Source organism: Streptococcus sp. SO2 (assembly GCF_030440025.1).
Window position 1 is genome coordinate 242,821 of record NZ_JAQFJH010000002.1, and the last position, 18,194, is coordinate 261,014.

At 43.0% G+C, this 18,194-nt stretch carries 4 protein-coding genes; 1 reads left to right on the top strand and 3 read right to left on the bottom strand.

What is annotated here, in order from left to right; translation table 11 throughout:
* Position 1: 1 nt before the first annotated feature.
* From PCY17_RS03615 to PCY17_RS03625, 3 genes are all read right to left on the bottom strand, one after another.
* Positions 2–8,257, bottom strand: coding sequence for an SIALI-17 repeat-containing surface protein (locus PCY17_RS03615; RefSeq protein ID WP_301391859.1), 8,256 nt, complete (start codon positions 8,255–8,257; stop codon positions 2–4).
* 140 nt (positions 8,258–8,397) lie between these two features.
* Positions 8,398–14,820 carry a SpGH101 family endo-alpha-N-acetylgalactosaminidase gene (locus PCY17_RS03620; protein WP_301391860.1) on the bottom strand — a complete coding sequence of 2,141 codons (6,423 nt, stop codon included), beginning with the start codon at positions 14,818–14,820 and terminating at the stop codon, positions 8,398–8,400.
* Between the two features lie 277 nt (positions 14,821–15,097).
* The gene (locus PCY17_RS03625; RefSeq protein WP_125417757.1) at positions 15,098–17,080 is read right to left on the bottom strand and encodes a peptide ABC transporter substrate-binding protein; all 1,983 of its coding nucleotides are present in this window, start codon (positions 17,078–17,080) and stop codon (positions 15,098–15,100) included.
* 237 nt (positions 17,081–17,317) lie between these two features.
* Here PCY17_RS03625 and rfbD point away from each other — a divergent pair, with 237 nt between their 5' ends.
* On the top strand, positions 17,318–18,172 hold the full coding sequence (rfbD, locus tag PCY17_RS03630; RefSeq protein ID WP_125417754.1) for a dTDP-4-dehydrorhamnose reductase: 855 nt from the start codon (positions 17,318–17,320) through the stop codon (positions 18,170–18,172).
* Positions 18,173–18,194: the final 22 nt, after the last annotated feature.

The following is an 18,194-nucleotide window of genomic DNA, read 5'->3' on the forward strand; positions in this document are numbered from 1 at the left end:
ACTAGTCTTTCTTTGTTTTTGCTACAAAGAGAGCAGATAGGGCTAGGCTAACACCTGCTAGGAAGAGGGCTGTGTCAGATTGACTCTCACCTGTTGCTGGCAAGCTTTGTTCAGCTGTTTCTCGCTTCGTCACTTCTTGTTTTAGTTCCGGTGCCGGTGCCTTATCTTCATCTGAAGCAAGTGAGCTAAGTTTAAACTCAGGTTTCTCTACTGTTGGAGCAGCTTGATCACCTACTGTTGCTAGCGGGCCTGTGTATTCTGGCAATTCATGCACTAGAGCCATCACTGCATTGACTCCGCCCTGAAACTCAGGTTTCTCTACTGTTGGAGCAGCTTGATCACCTACTGTTGCTAGCGGGCCTGTGTATTCTGGCAATTCATGCACTAGAGCCATCACTGCATTGACACCACCCTTGAACTCAGGTTTCTCTACTGTTGGAGCAGCTTGGTCACCTACTGTCGCTACTGGGCCTGTGTACTCTGGAAGCTCATGTACCAAGGCTTCAACTGCATTGACACCACCTGTGAATTCAGGAACCTCAAGAACGGGTGCTGGCTCTTCGCCCTTGCTTGACTGAACAGGTTCTTCTGTTAATTCTTGATGGAAACTTGCCAATTCATAAAACTCAGCCTTGCCACCTTCCCAGACTAATTTGACGTCTAGAAGAGAGCCGCCATTTCGGATAGCAAAAGTTTGGAGACTGGATGTAATGGCACCGAGGTCTAGCCAACTGTCTTGGCCATCCTTAAGTGTTCTAGCAAGAACACGTGCCTTAGCTCCTTCAGGAAGACTGGAAACGAGACGAAGGTGGTTGGCATTGGTTGGTTCGGATAAGTGATACACCAATTCGCCCTTGTCTTTTTCAGACTTGTAGCTAGTCAAGACTTTGCCGTCTACAAGATTATTATAAAGGTTGCCTTGGCTTTCTCCACTACTTCCTTCTACTGTTGGATCATTGATTGGTTTGACAAATTCACCATCGTTGATGACCAATTCTGTAAAGCCTACAAAACGGGCATCATAGTCTGCTGTATAGAGGACACGGAGATAGTTAGCTTTAACTGGTGTCGTCAATTCACCCTCGATATAGCGATTTCCTGGCATCTTAGAATCATGTGTCCAACCATCTGTCAATGAATCATCGTGTTGGCTATTGGCCACACCATCTCCTACTGTAACGACATCTGTCCAAGTTTTACCGTCTTGGCTGACTTGGATCTTACCATCACGAAGGTAGTTTTGAGTTCCGTCTTGGATGTAGGCTCTGATCTTCTTGATGGTACGTTCGCTACCAAGTTTCAAGGTTACGTGACCATCTTTATGGGCGTAGTCTGAAAACTCAACGAAGTTGTTATAAACACTGTCAAATAGTTGATCTAGGTTGTTCAGCTTACGAACATCATTGCTTCCGTATGTTGGATGAATGCCCATAGTTGTAGATTCTAGTTTGGTTGGTTGCACTTCTTTGGTTGTCACAAGGAGAGAAGTGGCTGTCACAGCTTGTTCCTGATCTGTTTTGTTGACCAAACGCACATAACGTACTAAGTGGCTTGCTGCAGATCTATCAGTCAACTGGCTAGCTGGCATCCATTCTTGAGCATTTGCAGAGTACTCTAGAGTAAGAGCAGGGTTGGCCTGACCTTTGAGCTGGATGCTCTTGATTTGATGGATACGGTCAAGTTTCATACCTAGATAGCTATGAGCAGGGAGTTTGGTTCCAGCTGGAATTTGAAGTTCATAATGTCCCAAGCTATCCACTACCGGCGTTTCCTTCAAGGCATCGACGTTGGTGTCCGTTAACTCACTGTTTCCAGAGCGTGTCTCAACAGAGAAGTCTTGGATACGCCACCAGAGGTCGAGTGCCTTAGTATTGCGGACTCGGATGTAGCGAGCATTTATAGCTCTGGTCACTTCCTTGGTTTGTTCTCCTGATAGGCGATCCAACTCTTGCCATGCAGTTCCATCTGTAGAGTACTCAAGTACACCTGCGGCAAGCTTATCACCCGTTCCTTGGCGAAGGCGAACTTTAGTAACTGACTTGACTTCACCGAGGTCCAGTTGTGCCCAAGCATCTACTGGTGTTGTATTGCTTCCATCAGCATTTGCCATCATGGCTTCTGTATTGTCCTTGCCATCAGTGATTTGACGGGCTGAGGTATTTAGTTTGTAAACTAGATTTGAGCTTAGACTAACTGTCGTTGCTTGTTGGCTACGAGCTTTTTCAACTGGACGGTTGACTGCAATTTCCTGAACTGCAAACCAAGTGTTCTCGCGGTCTGCTGTCGCAATCATGCGAACTGCCTTGGCCTTGATGTTGAGATTCTCAAACTTAAGCAGGGATTCATTTCCGACATAGCTTGGCTCTTTCAAGGTTACCCAGTTATCATTTTCATCTAGATACTGCACTTCTGCCTTACTAAAAGTATCACGCGGATTTGCCTGCGTTCCCATAGCAAAGGTCAAGGTTTGAATCGCTACTGGCTTGTTGAACTTCATACCAATATAATCACCTGTCTTGATGCTATTTGGTGATTTAATAATCGCATGAGTTGCCAAATCGCCATCCGTTACTTCTGCTAAACTACCTTCTACACCTGTTCGATTGGTGATAAAGGTACTGATGATTTGGTCTGGATGCAAGACTTTTTGAACTTCAGACGCTAGAACTTCTTTCAGGGATAGGATAAATGGACGAATATGTTGAACACCCAATTCAGCCTTTTCCATATGGTCTACATAATGGAAGGTGTGAGTTTGAGACTGTTCGTACAATTTCAAACCTTTATAGTAGCTATCCCAAAGTTTGGCTGCATCGTTTGTAGCCATGGCTTCAGTTCCTGTAAGGAAGGCATCGAGAGCATTCATTTGATCGATTGCATTATCCAACCAATAGTGGATTTGGGCAACCATTTTTTTATCGCCTGATGCTTTATAGAGTTCGGCTGCTTCTTTAATCTTGGCAAATTCTGCACGCAAGGCTACACGTTCTGCAGTCACATCCTGACCTGCTTTGAGCTTGGTCATGAAGTCTGTTAATTTTGGAGCCAAGTCTACAGATTCTTCTAGTTTGACGACACGATTATCCATGTTTTGGTTGATCATGTGTTTACCAAGTTCGCGGAAGGCTGCTGATACCTTGCTATCTTCAAAATGACCATTTTCTACAAAGTTGAAGGCAATATCATTGATTTTCTTAGCTTCTTCCTCTGATTTCCACTGTTTCCATGAGTATTGAGCTCCTGCAAAGAGGGCAATCTTAGATGGTTCAGACTGTTGCATTGGGTTCAACATGATACCAGATAGCAAGCTAGGATCCACATTTGGATGAAGGAATTTCTCACCACCACCTAGAATCAAGTGCTGTTTAGAGTTATCTGTTACAGGCCAGTTAATCCAAAGTGAAACTGGGCGATAGGTCTTTCCACCTGCGGATAGATTGTTCTTGAGAGTTGAAAGGAAGCTTTCAGAGACTTCGCCCCAAATCTTACCACCCGTCAAGGTCATGGATGTTGAACTTGGGAGATTTTCATTGAGGGATTTCAACTCATCCTCACGTCCATTACCCCAATACTGGCCAGGAACAAAGATCATTTCTTTGCGAAGACCGCTGTAGGTTCCCTGCATTTCAGTCAACCACTTGGTCATATCTTGCATCAAGCGGTTGTAGCTATTGTAGCCTCCGACTGGGCTTGGAGCATCATCTGCAAGGATACCAAATTCACGGACACCCACTTTCATCAACTGGGTAAATTTGGCCTTGATGGTTGCCAAATCTTCTTGGTAATGCGCTTCATTGCCAAAGCGGATGCGGTTGTTCATGAATGGATGGATGGTCCAGACATAGCGAGTTTTACTTTGATTTCCGACACGAGCAAGTTCACGAATTTCAGCTAGTTTTTCTTCTGGATAGAGTTCACGCCATTTCTTGTTGTGGTATGGATCGTCTTTTGGTGCAAAGAAGTATTGGTTCAATTTCAAATCGCCACCAAAACGCATGAGTTCTGCACGATCGGCATTCGACCATGGGTTTCCATAGTATCCTTCGATGAAACCACGGTTCTTGAGCTCTGCGTAATCTTCTACTGTTACATTGCGAAGGACTGGTACTTGGCTTTCCTTGAGCATGTGTTTCAAGGTTGTCAAACCATAGAAGACTGCATCAGTGTCTTTTCCGACGATAGAAATCGAATTATCCTTGATACTCAAGACATAGGCGTCAATCTTGTCAAAGAGACCTGCTGAAACATTGGACAAGTTTTGCTCTGCTTGTGAACCTTGTCCATGCACTCCAAGATAGATATTGGTTGCGCCAGCGATTGCTGCCTTACCAGTTGTATAAGATACTTGATTGTCCTGCAAGACACTCTTCAAGCGATTGCGAGTATAGATATCGAGTTGATCGCCCATGACCAGATTGACTTGCTTGCGAAGGGCTGTGACTCCTTCTCCATAAGTCACTTTTTGTGGAGTTGGGAAGACCTTGTACTCTTTCTTGAGATAGTCTGCGCTCTTGCTGGCAGTGGCAATGCTGTCTTCGCTAGCTGGTTTACTTGCAGTGAATTGATCTGCCAATTCAACTGTTCCATCACCTGTTTGCTCTACTTTTGGTTTTTCTGGTGTAGTTGGTTTTTCTGGTTGACTTGGTGCAGGCGTTTCTTGCTCTTCTTTGACAGGTTTTAATAGATGAACTTCAGCTGCACTTGCAAAACCACCAACGCCTTCCAATACTTTCAACTCAATCTTGTTGGTATCTACCGCCGCAAAGTTGACTGTTTTTTCTTGGGCGTTATTGTCCCAGCTTCCTTCTGAAACCTTGACCATTTGGCCATCTTTTTGTGCGTAGATTTCGTAGCGCGTCACGACACCATTTCCACCACCTGGACGTGGGAGATAAGTCAAGCCATTGATTTTTTCTGCTTCTTTCAAGGTCATCGTAAGGGTGAATGGCGCAGTGTCACCAGTCCACTTAGTATGCCAGAAGGTATTTGGATCATTGTCAAAGGCCTTTTCAACAGCGCCTTCAGTCGCGTTTCCTGGAAGTTGCTGACTGCTTGCGGTTGCCGTAATCTTATCATTTGAAATCAAACGAGGATTTACAAATGGTTTGTCTGACAACTCTGCACTATGCAAGACTCCTTTGAACCCACCGATGCTTTCAAGCGGTAGAACCAAGCTATTGTGGGCAAAGCGAGGGTATTCTGGATTTGCGATACGCTCAATCTTCTCACCATCCACATAAACTTCCGTTGACTGTGGTTTGGTCACAATAGAGATTTGATAACGTTTGTTCTTCTCCAGTTTTTTCTTGAATTGGATATGGAACTGTTCAAATTGATAAGCAAGATAGCCGTCTTTATCAGCTAGATAGATACGGTTGTCCCCACTTGTTGAGAAGGTTTGTTCACCGTCACCAGTGACAGTCACATCAAACTTCAAGACGTGACTTGGACCAACATCACCAGCCAAGCCTTCGATGCTGCTGTCTTTCTCAAATGCCAATCCTTGCTCGCTTGTCTTCACCTTCTTGCTTGCATAGTTCTTGACTGTTTCAGGATTGATAGTAAACAAATCACTTTGATCAATCGCTCTATCAGGATTTGACTGTGGCGCATAAGGGCTCGTTGGTAGGGTACGTTCTGCAAAGGTCGCAGCTGCACGATCAGATCCCCAAGTGCGCTCCGCAGTAGTTTGCATGCTCTTGAAGAAGCGTTTAAAGATATCATAAGAGGTCAAACCTGTCTCATGAAGGTCAATATTGTCATTCCAAACTGCGTGCCCACCACCAATAATACTTGGATGAGAAGCTGGCAGAAGTGGACCTCCACCTGCTCTAAAATCATTCGGTGTCCAGCTATTGTACTGACGTTCGTAGTTTGCATAGTCCCCATAGGCTGCTTGACTATTGCTTCCACTTGGTACACTATAAGTCGGCACATCTGTGATATTGATAATCTTAGCTCCCTGAGCAATGGCTTCATTTGGTCGTTGCCATCCAATACTCCAGATATCAACTTCTACTCCGTTCCAATCAACCGCTGTTTTACCTCGTTTCGCACTGAGCGAGCCCCAGATACGAGGGGTATAGCCTTTAGACTTGATATATTGGGTCAAATCATTGACGTAGCGACGGTAGCTTTCGCGGCTACCATAGTACTCATCCGTACCGATATGAACAGTGGATACACCATGCAAAGGAGCATCTGGGCCATCTAGGAGTTTGTCATAGACGGATTTGACAAATTTAAGAGTTTCTTCGTATTTATTGTCTAGATCGAGCATGGCTACGCGCTCAACATTGTGCTTGCCTGCATAATCGCTCAGACTACCTTGATACATGAGGTCTGGACGAACTTTAACAAATGAAAGTGCGTGCCCTGGTGTATCAATTTCTGGTACTAGGTTGATATGAAGAGCCTTGGCCAATTTAATCAGATTTTGCATTTCTTCCTTGGTATAATGCTCATCTGATGTCAATTTTTGACCATTCGTACCGACAATATCGGTCTCCAAACGGAAACCAGTCTTGGCATGTTCAAGAACATACTTGAGTTGTTCTTCTGGTGTTAAGCTCTTACCTGCCAAGTGTTCCTTAAGGAAGATATAGTTATCGTTGAGGTGCAACTGCAAGTCGTTCATCTTGTAGTAAGCCATGTTGAGCATGATGTCTACAAGAGTGTCATAAGGGATAAATTTACGACCTGTATCTAGCATAAAGCCACGGTGGCTGAAACTTGGGAAATCGCGAATTTCGCCATTTTGTAGGTCTGTTTCTCCCATTTGAAGAAGAGTACGAGTGGCGTAGAAGGCACCTGTGTTTGTGGCAGCTTCGATGGTAATCACATCATCTTGGATAGTGATACCATACCCTTCTTTACCGTAACCCTTATTTTCAACCTTTTTAAATTCGATTCGTTTTTGAGCCTGCTTGTCACCTGTTGCTAGTTCCAATCCACGGCTGGCAAGATCCGACTGGTAGAAGGTTGCTGCCTGATCAAAGCCAGAATCACCTGTCGCAAGGACTGTATCTGAAGTGATAGAAGATTGGCCTTCTTTCCCATACCATTGTTGAACAGCTGGTGCTACTTTTGGTTTGACACCTACACCCTCGTCCTGATGTAGCCCCTTGATGACTACTTCAAACTCTTTTGTAAAGGTATGACTATCTCTGATTTGTTGGACCATGACCTTGACACGTTGGTCTGTCAAAGGCTTATAGATGTGATTTTGAAGGTCAATCACGCCTTGCTTGTTGCTTCCGATAAGGCTAACTTTCCCTGGTAAAGTTGGCAAGACAAGAGACTGTCCATCTTCTGCTACTGTTAGTTCGGTTACTTGGCGGATATCCGTTACCTTACTGTGGTCCGGAACGTTAGAATAAGCTCGAATTTCTTGGATTCCAACGTTTCTCCAGTTCATTGTTCCCGCTTGATAGTCATTGACCTCCAATTTGAGGTACTTAGCTTTGATGCTATTGGCTAAGTCAACTTTCTCATCTAAAACAGGTTCTCCAGTTTTGGTATGAGCTAGTTTCCATTGTTTTTCTCCACTAGCGCCCACGTCTTCTTGACCTGCATAGTAGAGACTCCAAGATTTGATATTGGGGTCATTTTGCCCATTACGAAGACGACGATCCCAGTCTATTTCTACATGCTTGATAAGGGTAGTTTTGGGAAGAGTTAATTCAAAAGTTGGTTTTACTGCATCTCTATCTGTAGCCCAACGGGTATTGTCATCTCCATCGATAGCCTTATCTGCAGTAAAGTTGGTCCCAGTCTCATGGTTGCTTGCCTGAGCAGTAGCACCTTCGAGATGGTTGACATCTTCTCTATCTTCGATTGTCTTCTCAGCTGGTTTTACTGCTGGTGTAGTGGTTTCCGCAGGTTGATTATCCGCCTTTGGTGTTTCAACCGGTTTGGGCGTTTCTGCTGGCTTGGGACTTGCGGGACTTGTCCCTGGTTTTGCCTCTTCACTTGCTGCAGGATTGGTTCCCTCATCAGTCGCTGGAGTTTCTTCATGACTTGCTTCTGTTGCAGCTTCTGCATCTGCTTTTTCAAGCGCAGCGGCTAAATCATCTGGTAACTTATCCAGGGCTTGAACATGAGTGATACTTCCCTCTGTCTCTGAAGGTGTTGCTGTTTCTGCCGCCTGAACCATATTGGCGCCAAAGATACTAGCACCAATCATAACGGAGGCTGCACCGATTGCAAATTTTCTTATACTATAGTGACAGCGTTTCTCAAAAAAATGTCTATCCATCTTTCTCCTATTCCTTTCATCCGCATACATGAGTAAGCGGTATCATTTCTCCTTTGAAAAAGGAGAGAACCAAGAGGTCCTCTCCGGCTGTTTGTTCCTTTTTGATTCGAGTTGCTTTGAACTGCTAAAACCAAATCTCATTAATCTTCTTTACGTTTTGTCGCAAGAACCCCAGCAGATAAAGCGATGCTCACACTTGCCAAGAAGAGGGCTGCTTCTGAACTATGTTCTCCTGTAGCAGGAAGTTGCTCTTCTTTATCTTCCAGAGTTTTGGCATCAGCTACTGGGCTTGGAGTGAGCGGGTACTCAGGTTTTTCAACTGTTGGAGTTGCTTGATCTCCAGCAGTAGCCAATACACCTGTGTAGGCTGGTTTCTCGTTTACCAAGGCTTGGACCGCATTGACGCCACCCTTAAACTCAGGGACTTCATTTGCAGCTGCTAGAACTGCATTGGCTCCACCTTTGTATTCTGGTAATTCGTTTACCAAGGCTTGAACTGCATTAACGCCGCCCTTGAACTCAGGGACTTCATGTACAGCTGCTTCTGCCGCATTGACACCGCCCTTAAACTCAGGTAGGTCATGAACAGCCGCTTCTTCTCCAGCTGTTCCGTAAGGGCCTGTATATTCAGGAACTTCAAGAACTGGTGGTTGTTCTTCACCCTTGCTACTTGTCGGAGCGTCTGGTTTCGTAGCAGAATCTTTTAATTGGTTGAGATAGTCTGCGAAGTAGGCCACCATTCTTTCAGTCAAGAGATGATTATCAGTCGCATATTTCATGCTCGCCTGAACTCCAGCCACTTCCTCTTGGTTTTCTTTGTCTGTCAATTTCTGCGCCTTAGCTAAAGCTGCTTCATAGCCTGACAAGTCAAGAGGAGTCTCTGCTACTTGCGGACGAGTAAAGATAAGTTCCGCTGCAGATTGGTATTTATCGCCACCATCTCCGTAAGTCTTGGTACCAGTAAGGACGATTTTCTTAGCCTTGATTGTCTTGCCAAAGTCAATGTCTTTTGGCTTGTTGTTATTTGGCCAATCTGTCACTGTGAAGGTATGTTCCTTACCAGACTCATCTGTGACAACCAGTTTCACATCACGCAAGTTTCCATTTGAATCAGAGGCACGTGGAACATAACGAAGGCCTGTGATTTCAGTTGGTTCTTTCAAGACCATGGTTGCAGGCTTGCCTACATCTCCTCCATTCCAAGATGTATGCCATAGGCTAGATACATTACCATCAAAGGCATTCTCAAGACCTTCACCTGGTTGAGCTGGCGCATCCAAACTTTCAAAGTCTTCTGCTACCAAGGCTGTCTTCTTCTGAACCAAAGCATTCTTCAAAGCTTCAATCTTGGCAATCTCTGCACGCGCCTCTTCCACGCTAATGTCATCATCTGCCTGACTGAGGTTAAAGACCGCCTCTTTCAAAGCGTCCATAGACTCTTTCGTATAGTTGGTCATGGCTACAGTTGGCAAGTAGTTCTTGAGAGCATTTTCTGTCAACATCTTACCTGTTAGGGTAATTTCCTCGATGTGAAGATTGTCCATCATGAAATCGTTGTAACCACGGAAGTTGGCATTTCCACCAGAATCACCACGAGTATTGCTTGCGTTTCCAGTTGAGTAGATACCTACCCAAGTATCGCCTGTTTCTGCACCTGTCACGAGGAAGGTTGCCTTCTTAGCTTTCTTAGAATCTGTCCAAGTATTTGGCAATTCATGCATTTCCAAGTTGCTTGCTTGACTACCACGACGACCTGACTGGAATTCTCCCTTACCGACTACAAAGGCATAGGTATTGTCTGATCCTGCTTCGTATTCAAAGGTTACACGATAAGTCTTACCTGCCTCAAAGCGGAAGTTTTGCGGAATAGTTTGGTAAACCAAGTTACGACGGCTCACTAGTCCATTTGTCTTCAATGACCAATTTCCTTCGATAACATCATCGACTTTCTTACCGTTCCAACCACGCTGTGTATATGGATCGTGTTTTTCAGACAAGTGAGTCCGGTTGTCTTCGACACCTTCGACACCACCCACTACAAATGGGAAGATTCCTTGAGCAACATTTTCAAAGTCTTGTTTGAAGGTGCCTTTACCTGTATCATGGTTTTCTCCGTACATGCTTGAATTATTTTCAAAGGTACGAATTTCATCAAAGTAAGTTGCTTCATCACCAGCTTCACGACTCAAAGTCAGAGTAACATTTGAGACGTCCGATCCTGTTGTAAAGAAGGCGTACATATTTTGGAAGTAACTTGTATTGTCAACTGTAGCATTGTCACGACGATTATTATGAGCATATGCTTTGATATAGTTGAGAGCGAGTGACTTATTGGTATAAGTAGTCACTTCTTTTTCACCAGTATTCACAGTGATACTTGCCTTAGCATTACTACGGTTATCGACACCTACATAAACAGCATACTTGGTATTTGGTTTCAAGCCAGTCAGTTTCTGAGTAAGGCTTACCTTGCTCTTATTGCCTTGGATACGAAGCATATCGTTTGCACCTTGAGACTTAACGATTTCTGCTTTAGATGCATCTCCTGAAATAGTCCAGTGTTTCAAGGTTCCGCTGTTAAATCCTTGGTCATAGATATGCATGCCTTCGCTCCATGACATTTCAGGATTGGTTTGTTTTGAACGGTAAAGAACGTATGGTTGATTTGCTAGAAGGTCTAGAGTAATCTTACCATCTGTTACAGTTAGTTCTTGCTCTTCTGTCTTACCTTGGTCCGTTAGCTTGTAAAGGTAAACCTTGCTCTTTGCCCAATCGCTCGGAAGGGTCCAAGTTGTTGCACCGGCCTGCGTATTGAAGTAGTACATTTTTTCCTTATCAGTAGGAAGTTTCTTACCATTTGCATCCCAGTTCCAAGGAGTCAAGTAAGCTGAACCATCTTGGATAACACGTCCGTTGAGCGTTACTGTACGTTCACGGTATTGTGGGCTATTGACATCATTTGACTTACGAGTCACAACAACCTTGTTACCTGCTGCATCGACTAGCTCAACCTTCATTTCTGGAGTCCATTTATAGGTGCTACCATTATCGGTCATGGTAACTGGTGTACCATTTTCCCATTTACTTACAGTGAAGTGTTGGAAGTACTTAGTCATGACATCATGGGCAAATAAGTTGGTTACATAGCCATTGTAGTCGCTTCTTCCTTGCCAGCCTTCAAAGTCTTTCATGCTGTAGCCACCTAGAAGTGGGTAGTTGGCTGCACCACCGTAACTTCTGTAGTCCCCAACCCATGAATCTTTTTGGTGGTTGCGGATAAAGCGTGTGATGGCACTGTTGATACCTTTATTAGTGTAGCCACCATAGGTCAAGTCAGCTGCCCAGTGTTGGAAGGTAGAGTCGTATTCACCACCATGACCCCACTCAATCGCAAAGCGCCAGCCTTGTTTGTTGATTTCTTTAGCAAGAACGTGGGTAGCCCAGGCACCGTTATCACCTGATTGACCATTGCCCCATACGTCCACATAGATAAAGTCGAGACCTTCACCCAGTTTTTTCTTCAAGTCTTCCCAGCGAGCCAAGCGTCCATGCGCCAAGTCATAAGCAGCATCGATGTTGATACCTTGGTCTAGCCAGTTCCATCCGTAGCTGTAGCTTCCATCTGGATTCTTACGAAGAATATTTTCATTAAAGTATTTAGACTCAGGATAAGTCTCAGAAGCGTTCACGTGGATACCAAGATGAGCTCCATATTTCTTCGCTTTTTCGATCAAGGTCTTGAAGTCTTCAACACCACCAATACGTTTACCAATATCAGCATAGTTCAAGTGTCCAGAGTCATGACCTTCACTACCATAACCTTTAAGGAGAACACCTTGCCCAAGACCATCTGTGTGGAGATTGATTTTCTTGATACCATCCAAGGTCATAAGGAATGGGTTTTGGGCTTGTGAGCCAAAGTTCATCGCGATACGGTAAGCAGTGATATCCTTAACTTTTTCCCAACCTTGAGGGTTGTTCATGATGCTACGATAAGCAATGGCACCATCTTGCCAGTCGACTTTGTTGTCAGCATTGGCATCTTCGGTGATAACAACCTTGGCACTTGGAAGTTCCTTGGTGTATTCTGGGAAGACAATGCCCTTATAAGCCTTTTCCCATTGCCATTCAGAGCTGTGAATTCCGACATAGTTGGCATTTCCAACTGTTTCTTTATAGGCTGTCAAACGAGTCCAGTCATTCGAACCACCACCATAGCTGTTTTGAGAATTGCTCCAAACACCTGCAGCAAGCTTATCTGTAGAAACAAATCCATACATGTAACCCTTAGCCAAATCTTTCATTGGATTGGTTACATCGATATGATCATCCCCGCTGACATGGGTATTGTTTGACATGGTTGCCCCATCAAACTTAGCACCAGCTTGATCACTCGAAACAGAGACCAAAGCATTACCAAGGAAACTAATAGTTGAAAGCAATTTTCTTTCGTCATCAATCTTTTGACCTGGAGTAACTTGATTGTGGTTGACAATCTTGGTCACATCAAAGTGTAATTGATTATCCACAACTTGCAAGCGTACTGTCATTTCCGCATTGATTAAGTGAGCATCATCGCGAAGCTTCATCAAATACTCTGCTGTTGTCTCATTGATTTTCTTATAAGTAACTTCAGGGGTGATTCGGTGGTTATTGATAAAGACTTGATTGAACTGTTGCACCTGTCCTGGCAAAGTATGCCCATTCAAAGTATATTCTTTCACGCGTGGAAAGGCTTGGTCAATCACTGCCTTGAGGACCTTAGACTGGATCGTATCATAAGTCACCTTGCTATCATCAACAGCCGGACCTGTTTCTTTCTGGGCAGGAGTATCATCCGCTTTTACACCTTCTTGATTGTCTGTTTTAACGCTGACAACCGTACGGTCATTGCTATAGGAACCAGCTTTTAGGACGATTTTCTTCTCATTTTTGAGAGTTTCATTAACAGCTGCTGGCAAAGTGACCGTATCAAAGAGTTTCTCATCATTATTCGTTGCATTGAGTTGTCCATCTGACTTGAGGTTAATTGATAGGTGGTTAATTGATCCTGTCTCAGGCGCTGCTACACGTCCCCCCTTATACCAGGTGCTATCGGTTGGAGATTTATACTCCCAGAACCAGCCGTCCTTGTCATAACCAACAAAAACATTGTTCTTGGTATCTTTAAATTTCAAGAAGACACCAAAGCGTGATTTGCCTTTTTCAGAATCATCTTTGAAGGTTAAATCAACAGTCGCATTTCCATTAGCATCAACTGTCAATCCTTGTTTTTCAAACAAGGCTGGTTTATCGCCATTGTCGTTCTGTGCAGTTGAAGACAATTGATTGTAGCGAACACCTTTTTCTTCACGAATAGTGACGGTTCCTTGTTGCTCTTTATTCGCTACTGTTTGCCATTCAGGAGTTACTGTCTTAGGTGTTTCAGGTTTCGCAGTTGCAGGTTTATTCTCTTTTGGTTTTTCTTCAGCCGGTTTTTCTTTCTCTTCCAAGTCTGCTGGTTTCACACTTGAAATTCCCTGCATGTGGTCTTGAATCCATTTTAGTTGAGCTGGTGAGAAGAGAATGCCGCCGCTCCGTTTTCCAACTACACCATTTTGGTGAACACCGACTAGTTTGCCTTCTGTATCAAAGACACCGCCGCCACTAGCACCCGGTTTTCCTCCTTGGTAACCAATCCCTTGGACACCTTCTCCGTATGGTTCCGCAAAATCAACTGTAGTATTGACAATCGGATTCAATTTTCCTTCTGGATAACCAAAGACATGGAGCTTATCTCCGATTTTCTTAACCACTGGCTTTTTAGTTACTTCAACAGGCGTATTTTCTAGAACTGTACGCAATCTCACAAGGGCCAAATCATTCTTGAAGCCTTTCAGATAGCCTTCACGATCCCAATGAATGATATCTTTCTTACTAAACTTGACATCTGGCAATCCTGGATAAGAGATGCTATAGATATCTCCATCCCCTTGGTCATTATCCACAACCTTACGGATATTGCCGTCTTGGCTGTCCTTGATAAAGTTATGAGAAACCGTCAAGACAAGGTCTTTTGCAACGACAATACCGCTACCTTCTCCTGATGGCGTCTTAATCTTAACAGTCGCGCCATAGTTTAATTCCCCATTGGTAGTCTTAGCCACATCTTCTGGGACGAGCTTCCCTGTATCTTGGGCCAATTGATCCTTGTCAACTTCGCGCCCATTGTCTTCGGCTTTCTCCAACTTATCTTCTAATTCTTTTGGCAGATTGCTTGACTTTTCAGACTTTTCTTTTTCTTGAGCCAACAACTCTTCTTCTGTTTGTGGGCCTTCAGTAGTTTCAGCTGAACCAGGATTCTGAGCGGCAGCTTCCTTGTCAAAATCGTGCCCCTCATCACTAGCCTTCTTATCCAAATCAGCTAGTTCACTCGGCAAATTATCTGTTGAACCAACTCTTGCTTGATCAGCTAATACTGGGCTAGCTGCGAAGAAAGTCGCTCCAATCATCACCGAAGCTACTCCAAGCGTAAACTTACGAATACTGAACTTACAGCGTTTTTCAAAAAATCGTTTATCCATGAACTCCTAAATCCTTTCATTTTCCAGTAAGCGTTTACATTTCTTTTTTAAAAAATACTCCTTTCTCTGAAAGTGCTCTGCTTAACTGTTATAAATAAAAATTAATTGTACTTTTAATATAACAAATAAAAAGGCAGAAAGCAATAGGAAATAGGTAAAATTCACTAAAATTTTCTCTTTTCTGAAAAATTCTGTCTCTCATCATTCAGGGACTTATACAAAGATAAAAAAGGACTTAACCATCATGTCGATGGCTAAATCCTTTACTTTTTTAAAGTTATTTCACATGGTTTGCGAGATCTTCTTGGGCCTTTTTATTTGACTCTTCTTTTTCTTTCAACCATTTTTCTTGAGCTTTTTGGTATTCTTCCGCTGTTACTGGTTTATCTTGTACATCTAGGTATTTATACAAGAGGGCTTCGCTCATACCCTTGTTACCAGAGTATGCAAACGGAAGTGTAAATGGTACCATCTTAGACAACATTGGACGACCAGTTTGAGAAGTTGTTGGAATGAGCAAGGCACTGTCTGTCAACCAAGCTTGGGCAGCAGCATATTTCTCATAACGTTTTGAAACATCAGAAGTTTCTTCACCAGCTTCCACAACCATTTTTTCGTAATCTTCTAAACCGACTTGCTTAGCCGCAGCGTTGTTTGTCCCAGAATCAAATCCTAGATATGTTTTCGTATTTTCTCCTACAGAAGGCTTGATAATATCAAGATAAGTAGATGGATCGATATAGTCTGGAGACCAACCCACGTTATCTGAGATATCCCAGTCTTCTCCAGCCGCAGTTTCAGCGAAGTAGGTAATGTTTTGAACGTCATCTTTTTGGAGCTGTTGGATATCAATAACCACATTATCTGATCCTAGATTTTCTTCAACTGACTGTTTAAAAGATTGAACACGTTGAACTTTTGTTGTATTGGTTTGATCTACAGGCATATCCAAGTGGATTGGGAATTTCACACCTTCCGCTTGAAGGGCCGCCTTAGCTTTAGCGAATTCTGCTTTGGCTTTGTCAGGACTGTAGAGTCCATCTTGGGCATCATCCAAGTTTACGTTACTCCACTCATCTCCATAGGTCACCAATTTTTCTTTAACTAATTCCCCAAAGTTTTTCCCATCTGCCTGTACAAATGTAGGAGGAACAAATAAGTTACGAAGCAGTTTAGTAGCCCCGCTTGCACCATTTACTTGAGAAGCGTAGGCTGTTCTGTCAAAACCAAATGCAATAGCTTGACGGAAGTCCTTATTCAAAAGGGCCTTCTTGGTTGATGCTTTTTCCTCATCTGTTGTCTTAGAAGTGTACTTATAAGACTGACGATCGATATTTGTGCCTACTAAATAAGTAGTAGAATCTTGTTGGGTATAAACGATATTGTCTTTGAATGTTTTTTCAGTCTCTGAGTAACTAGCACTTGTTGGGAAGAGACGAGCCATTGTAAAGCTACCGTCTTTGAAAGCTTCAGTTGGCTTATTAGTATCTTGACCATCCCAGAAGGATAATTTCACTTTATCAAGATGAACATTGTCTTTATCCCAATAGTTTGGATTCTTTTCGAACTCGACTGATGATTTGGCTACGATTGATTTGAGTAAGAATGGTCCATTATAGAGAATACTGCTTGGGTCCGTACCTTTAGCAAAGTCATCCCCTTTAGAGTTCAAAAATTCTTCATTAACAGGAGCCAGAACACCCATTGTTGTCTTAGAATTCCAGAAACTTTCTGGCTTGTTCAATGTGTATTGAACGGTATAATCATCAAGAGCTTTGATTCCTACTTGAGAAAAATCTGTAATTTCTCCTTTGACATAGGCATCCAATCCCTTGATAGATTCCTGAACCAGGTAAAGACCATCTGATTTCTTATCAGCAGCATACTTAAGACCAGTTACAAAGTCTTGAGCTTTAACTTCTGCATACTCCTCACCTTCAGATGTATACCATTTTGCATCCTTTCGGAGTGTATACGTGTAAGTCAATCCATCCTTAGATACAGACCAATCCTCAGCCATAGACGATACAAAGTTACCATAGCGGTCATTTTCAAGCAAGCCATCGATAACGTTACTAGTAATATTTGCTGTAGCTGCCTTACCAGTTGTCAAATAGTTTAGGTTATCAGGATCCGTTTCGTAAATGTATGAGAATGTTTTCTCACCTTTAGCATTTGAACTTGATCCAGAGCAGGCTGCAAGAGTCGCAGCTGCCAATAACGTCACACCCGCAAGGGCAAATAGTTTTGAACTTTTCATTGTTTTCTCCTTTAAAACTTTCACCCCATTATAGTCCCTTTTCAGAAACATGTCAATATAATTTTCAGAATTTTTGAATTAATTTGGTAAATTCTGAAAAATAAGTTTTCTATTATAAAATTATGATTCTCTAATACTATATTTTTATATCTTAAACCATCAAAATAAGGACCGAAAATCAGATTTTTTATCATTTTTTTGCTATGATTAGATAGAAGAAAAGTTAAGGAGAAGACAATGATATTAATTACAGGTGCGAATGGTCAACTCGGTACTGAACTACGTTATTTACTAGATGAACGAAATGTGGACTATGTTGCAGTGGATGTGGCCGAAATGGATATCACCAATGCTGAAATGGTTGAGAAAGTCTTTGCCGAGGTTAATCCAACTCTGGTCTATCATTGTGCAGCTTATACTGCTGTTGATGCGGCAGAAGATGAGGGAAAAGAACTGGATTTTGCTATAAACGTAACTGGAACTGAAAATGTAGCCAAGGCCACTGAGAAATACGGAGCTACTCTAGTCTATATCTCAACAGACTACGTCTTTGATGGGAAGAAACCCGTCGGACAAGAATGGGAAGTCGATGACCTACCTGATCCGCAAACAGAGTACGGACGTACCAAGAGAATGGGTGAGGAACTTGTTGAAAACCTTACGTCACAGCATTATATCATCCGCACTGCTTGGGTCTTTGGAAATTATGGAAAAAACTTTGTCTTTACCATGCAAAATCTAGCCATAACCCATAAAACTCTCACTGTTGTCAACGACCAACACGGTCGTCCAACTTGGACACGAACCTTGGCCGAATTCATGACCTATTTGACTGATAATCAAAAAGAGTATGGTTACTACCACTTATCAAATGACTCCACTGAAGATACCACTTGGTATGACTTTGCTGTCGAGATTCTTAAAGACAGTGATGTCGAAGTAGTACCAGTAGACTCCAGCAAGTTTCCTGCCAAGGCTAAACGCCCCCTCAACTCAACCATGAGTTTGGCCAAAGCGAAGGCGACAGGTTTCGTCATTCCAACCTGGCAAGATGCCCTTAAAGAGTTTTATAAACAAGAAGTAAGAAAATAACAGATTACGACATATATAAAAA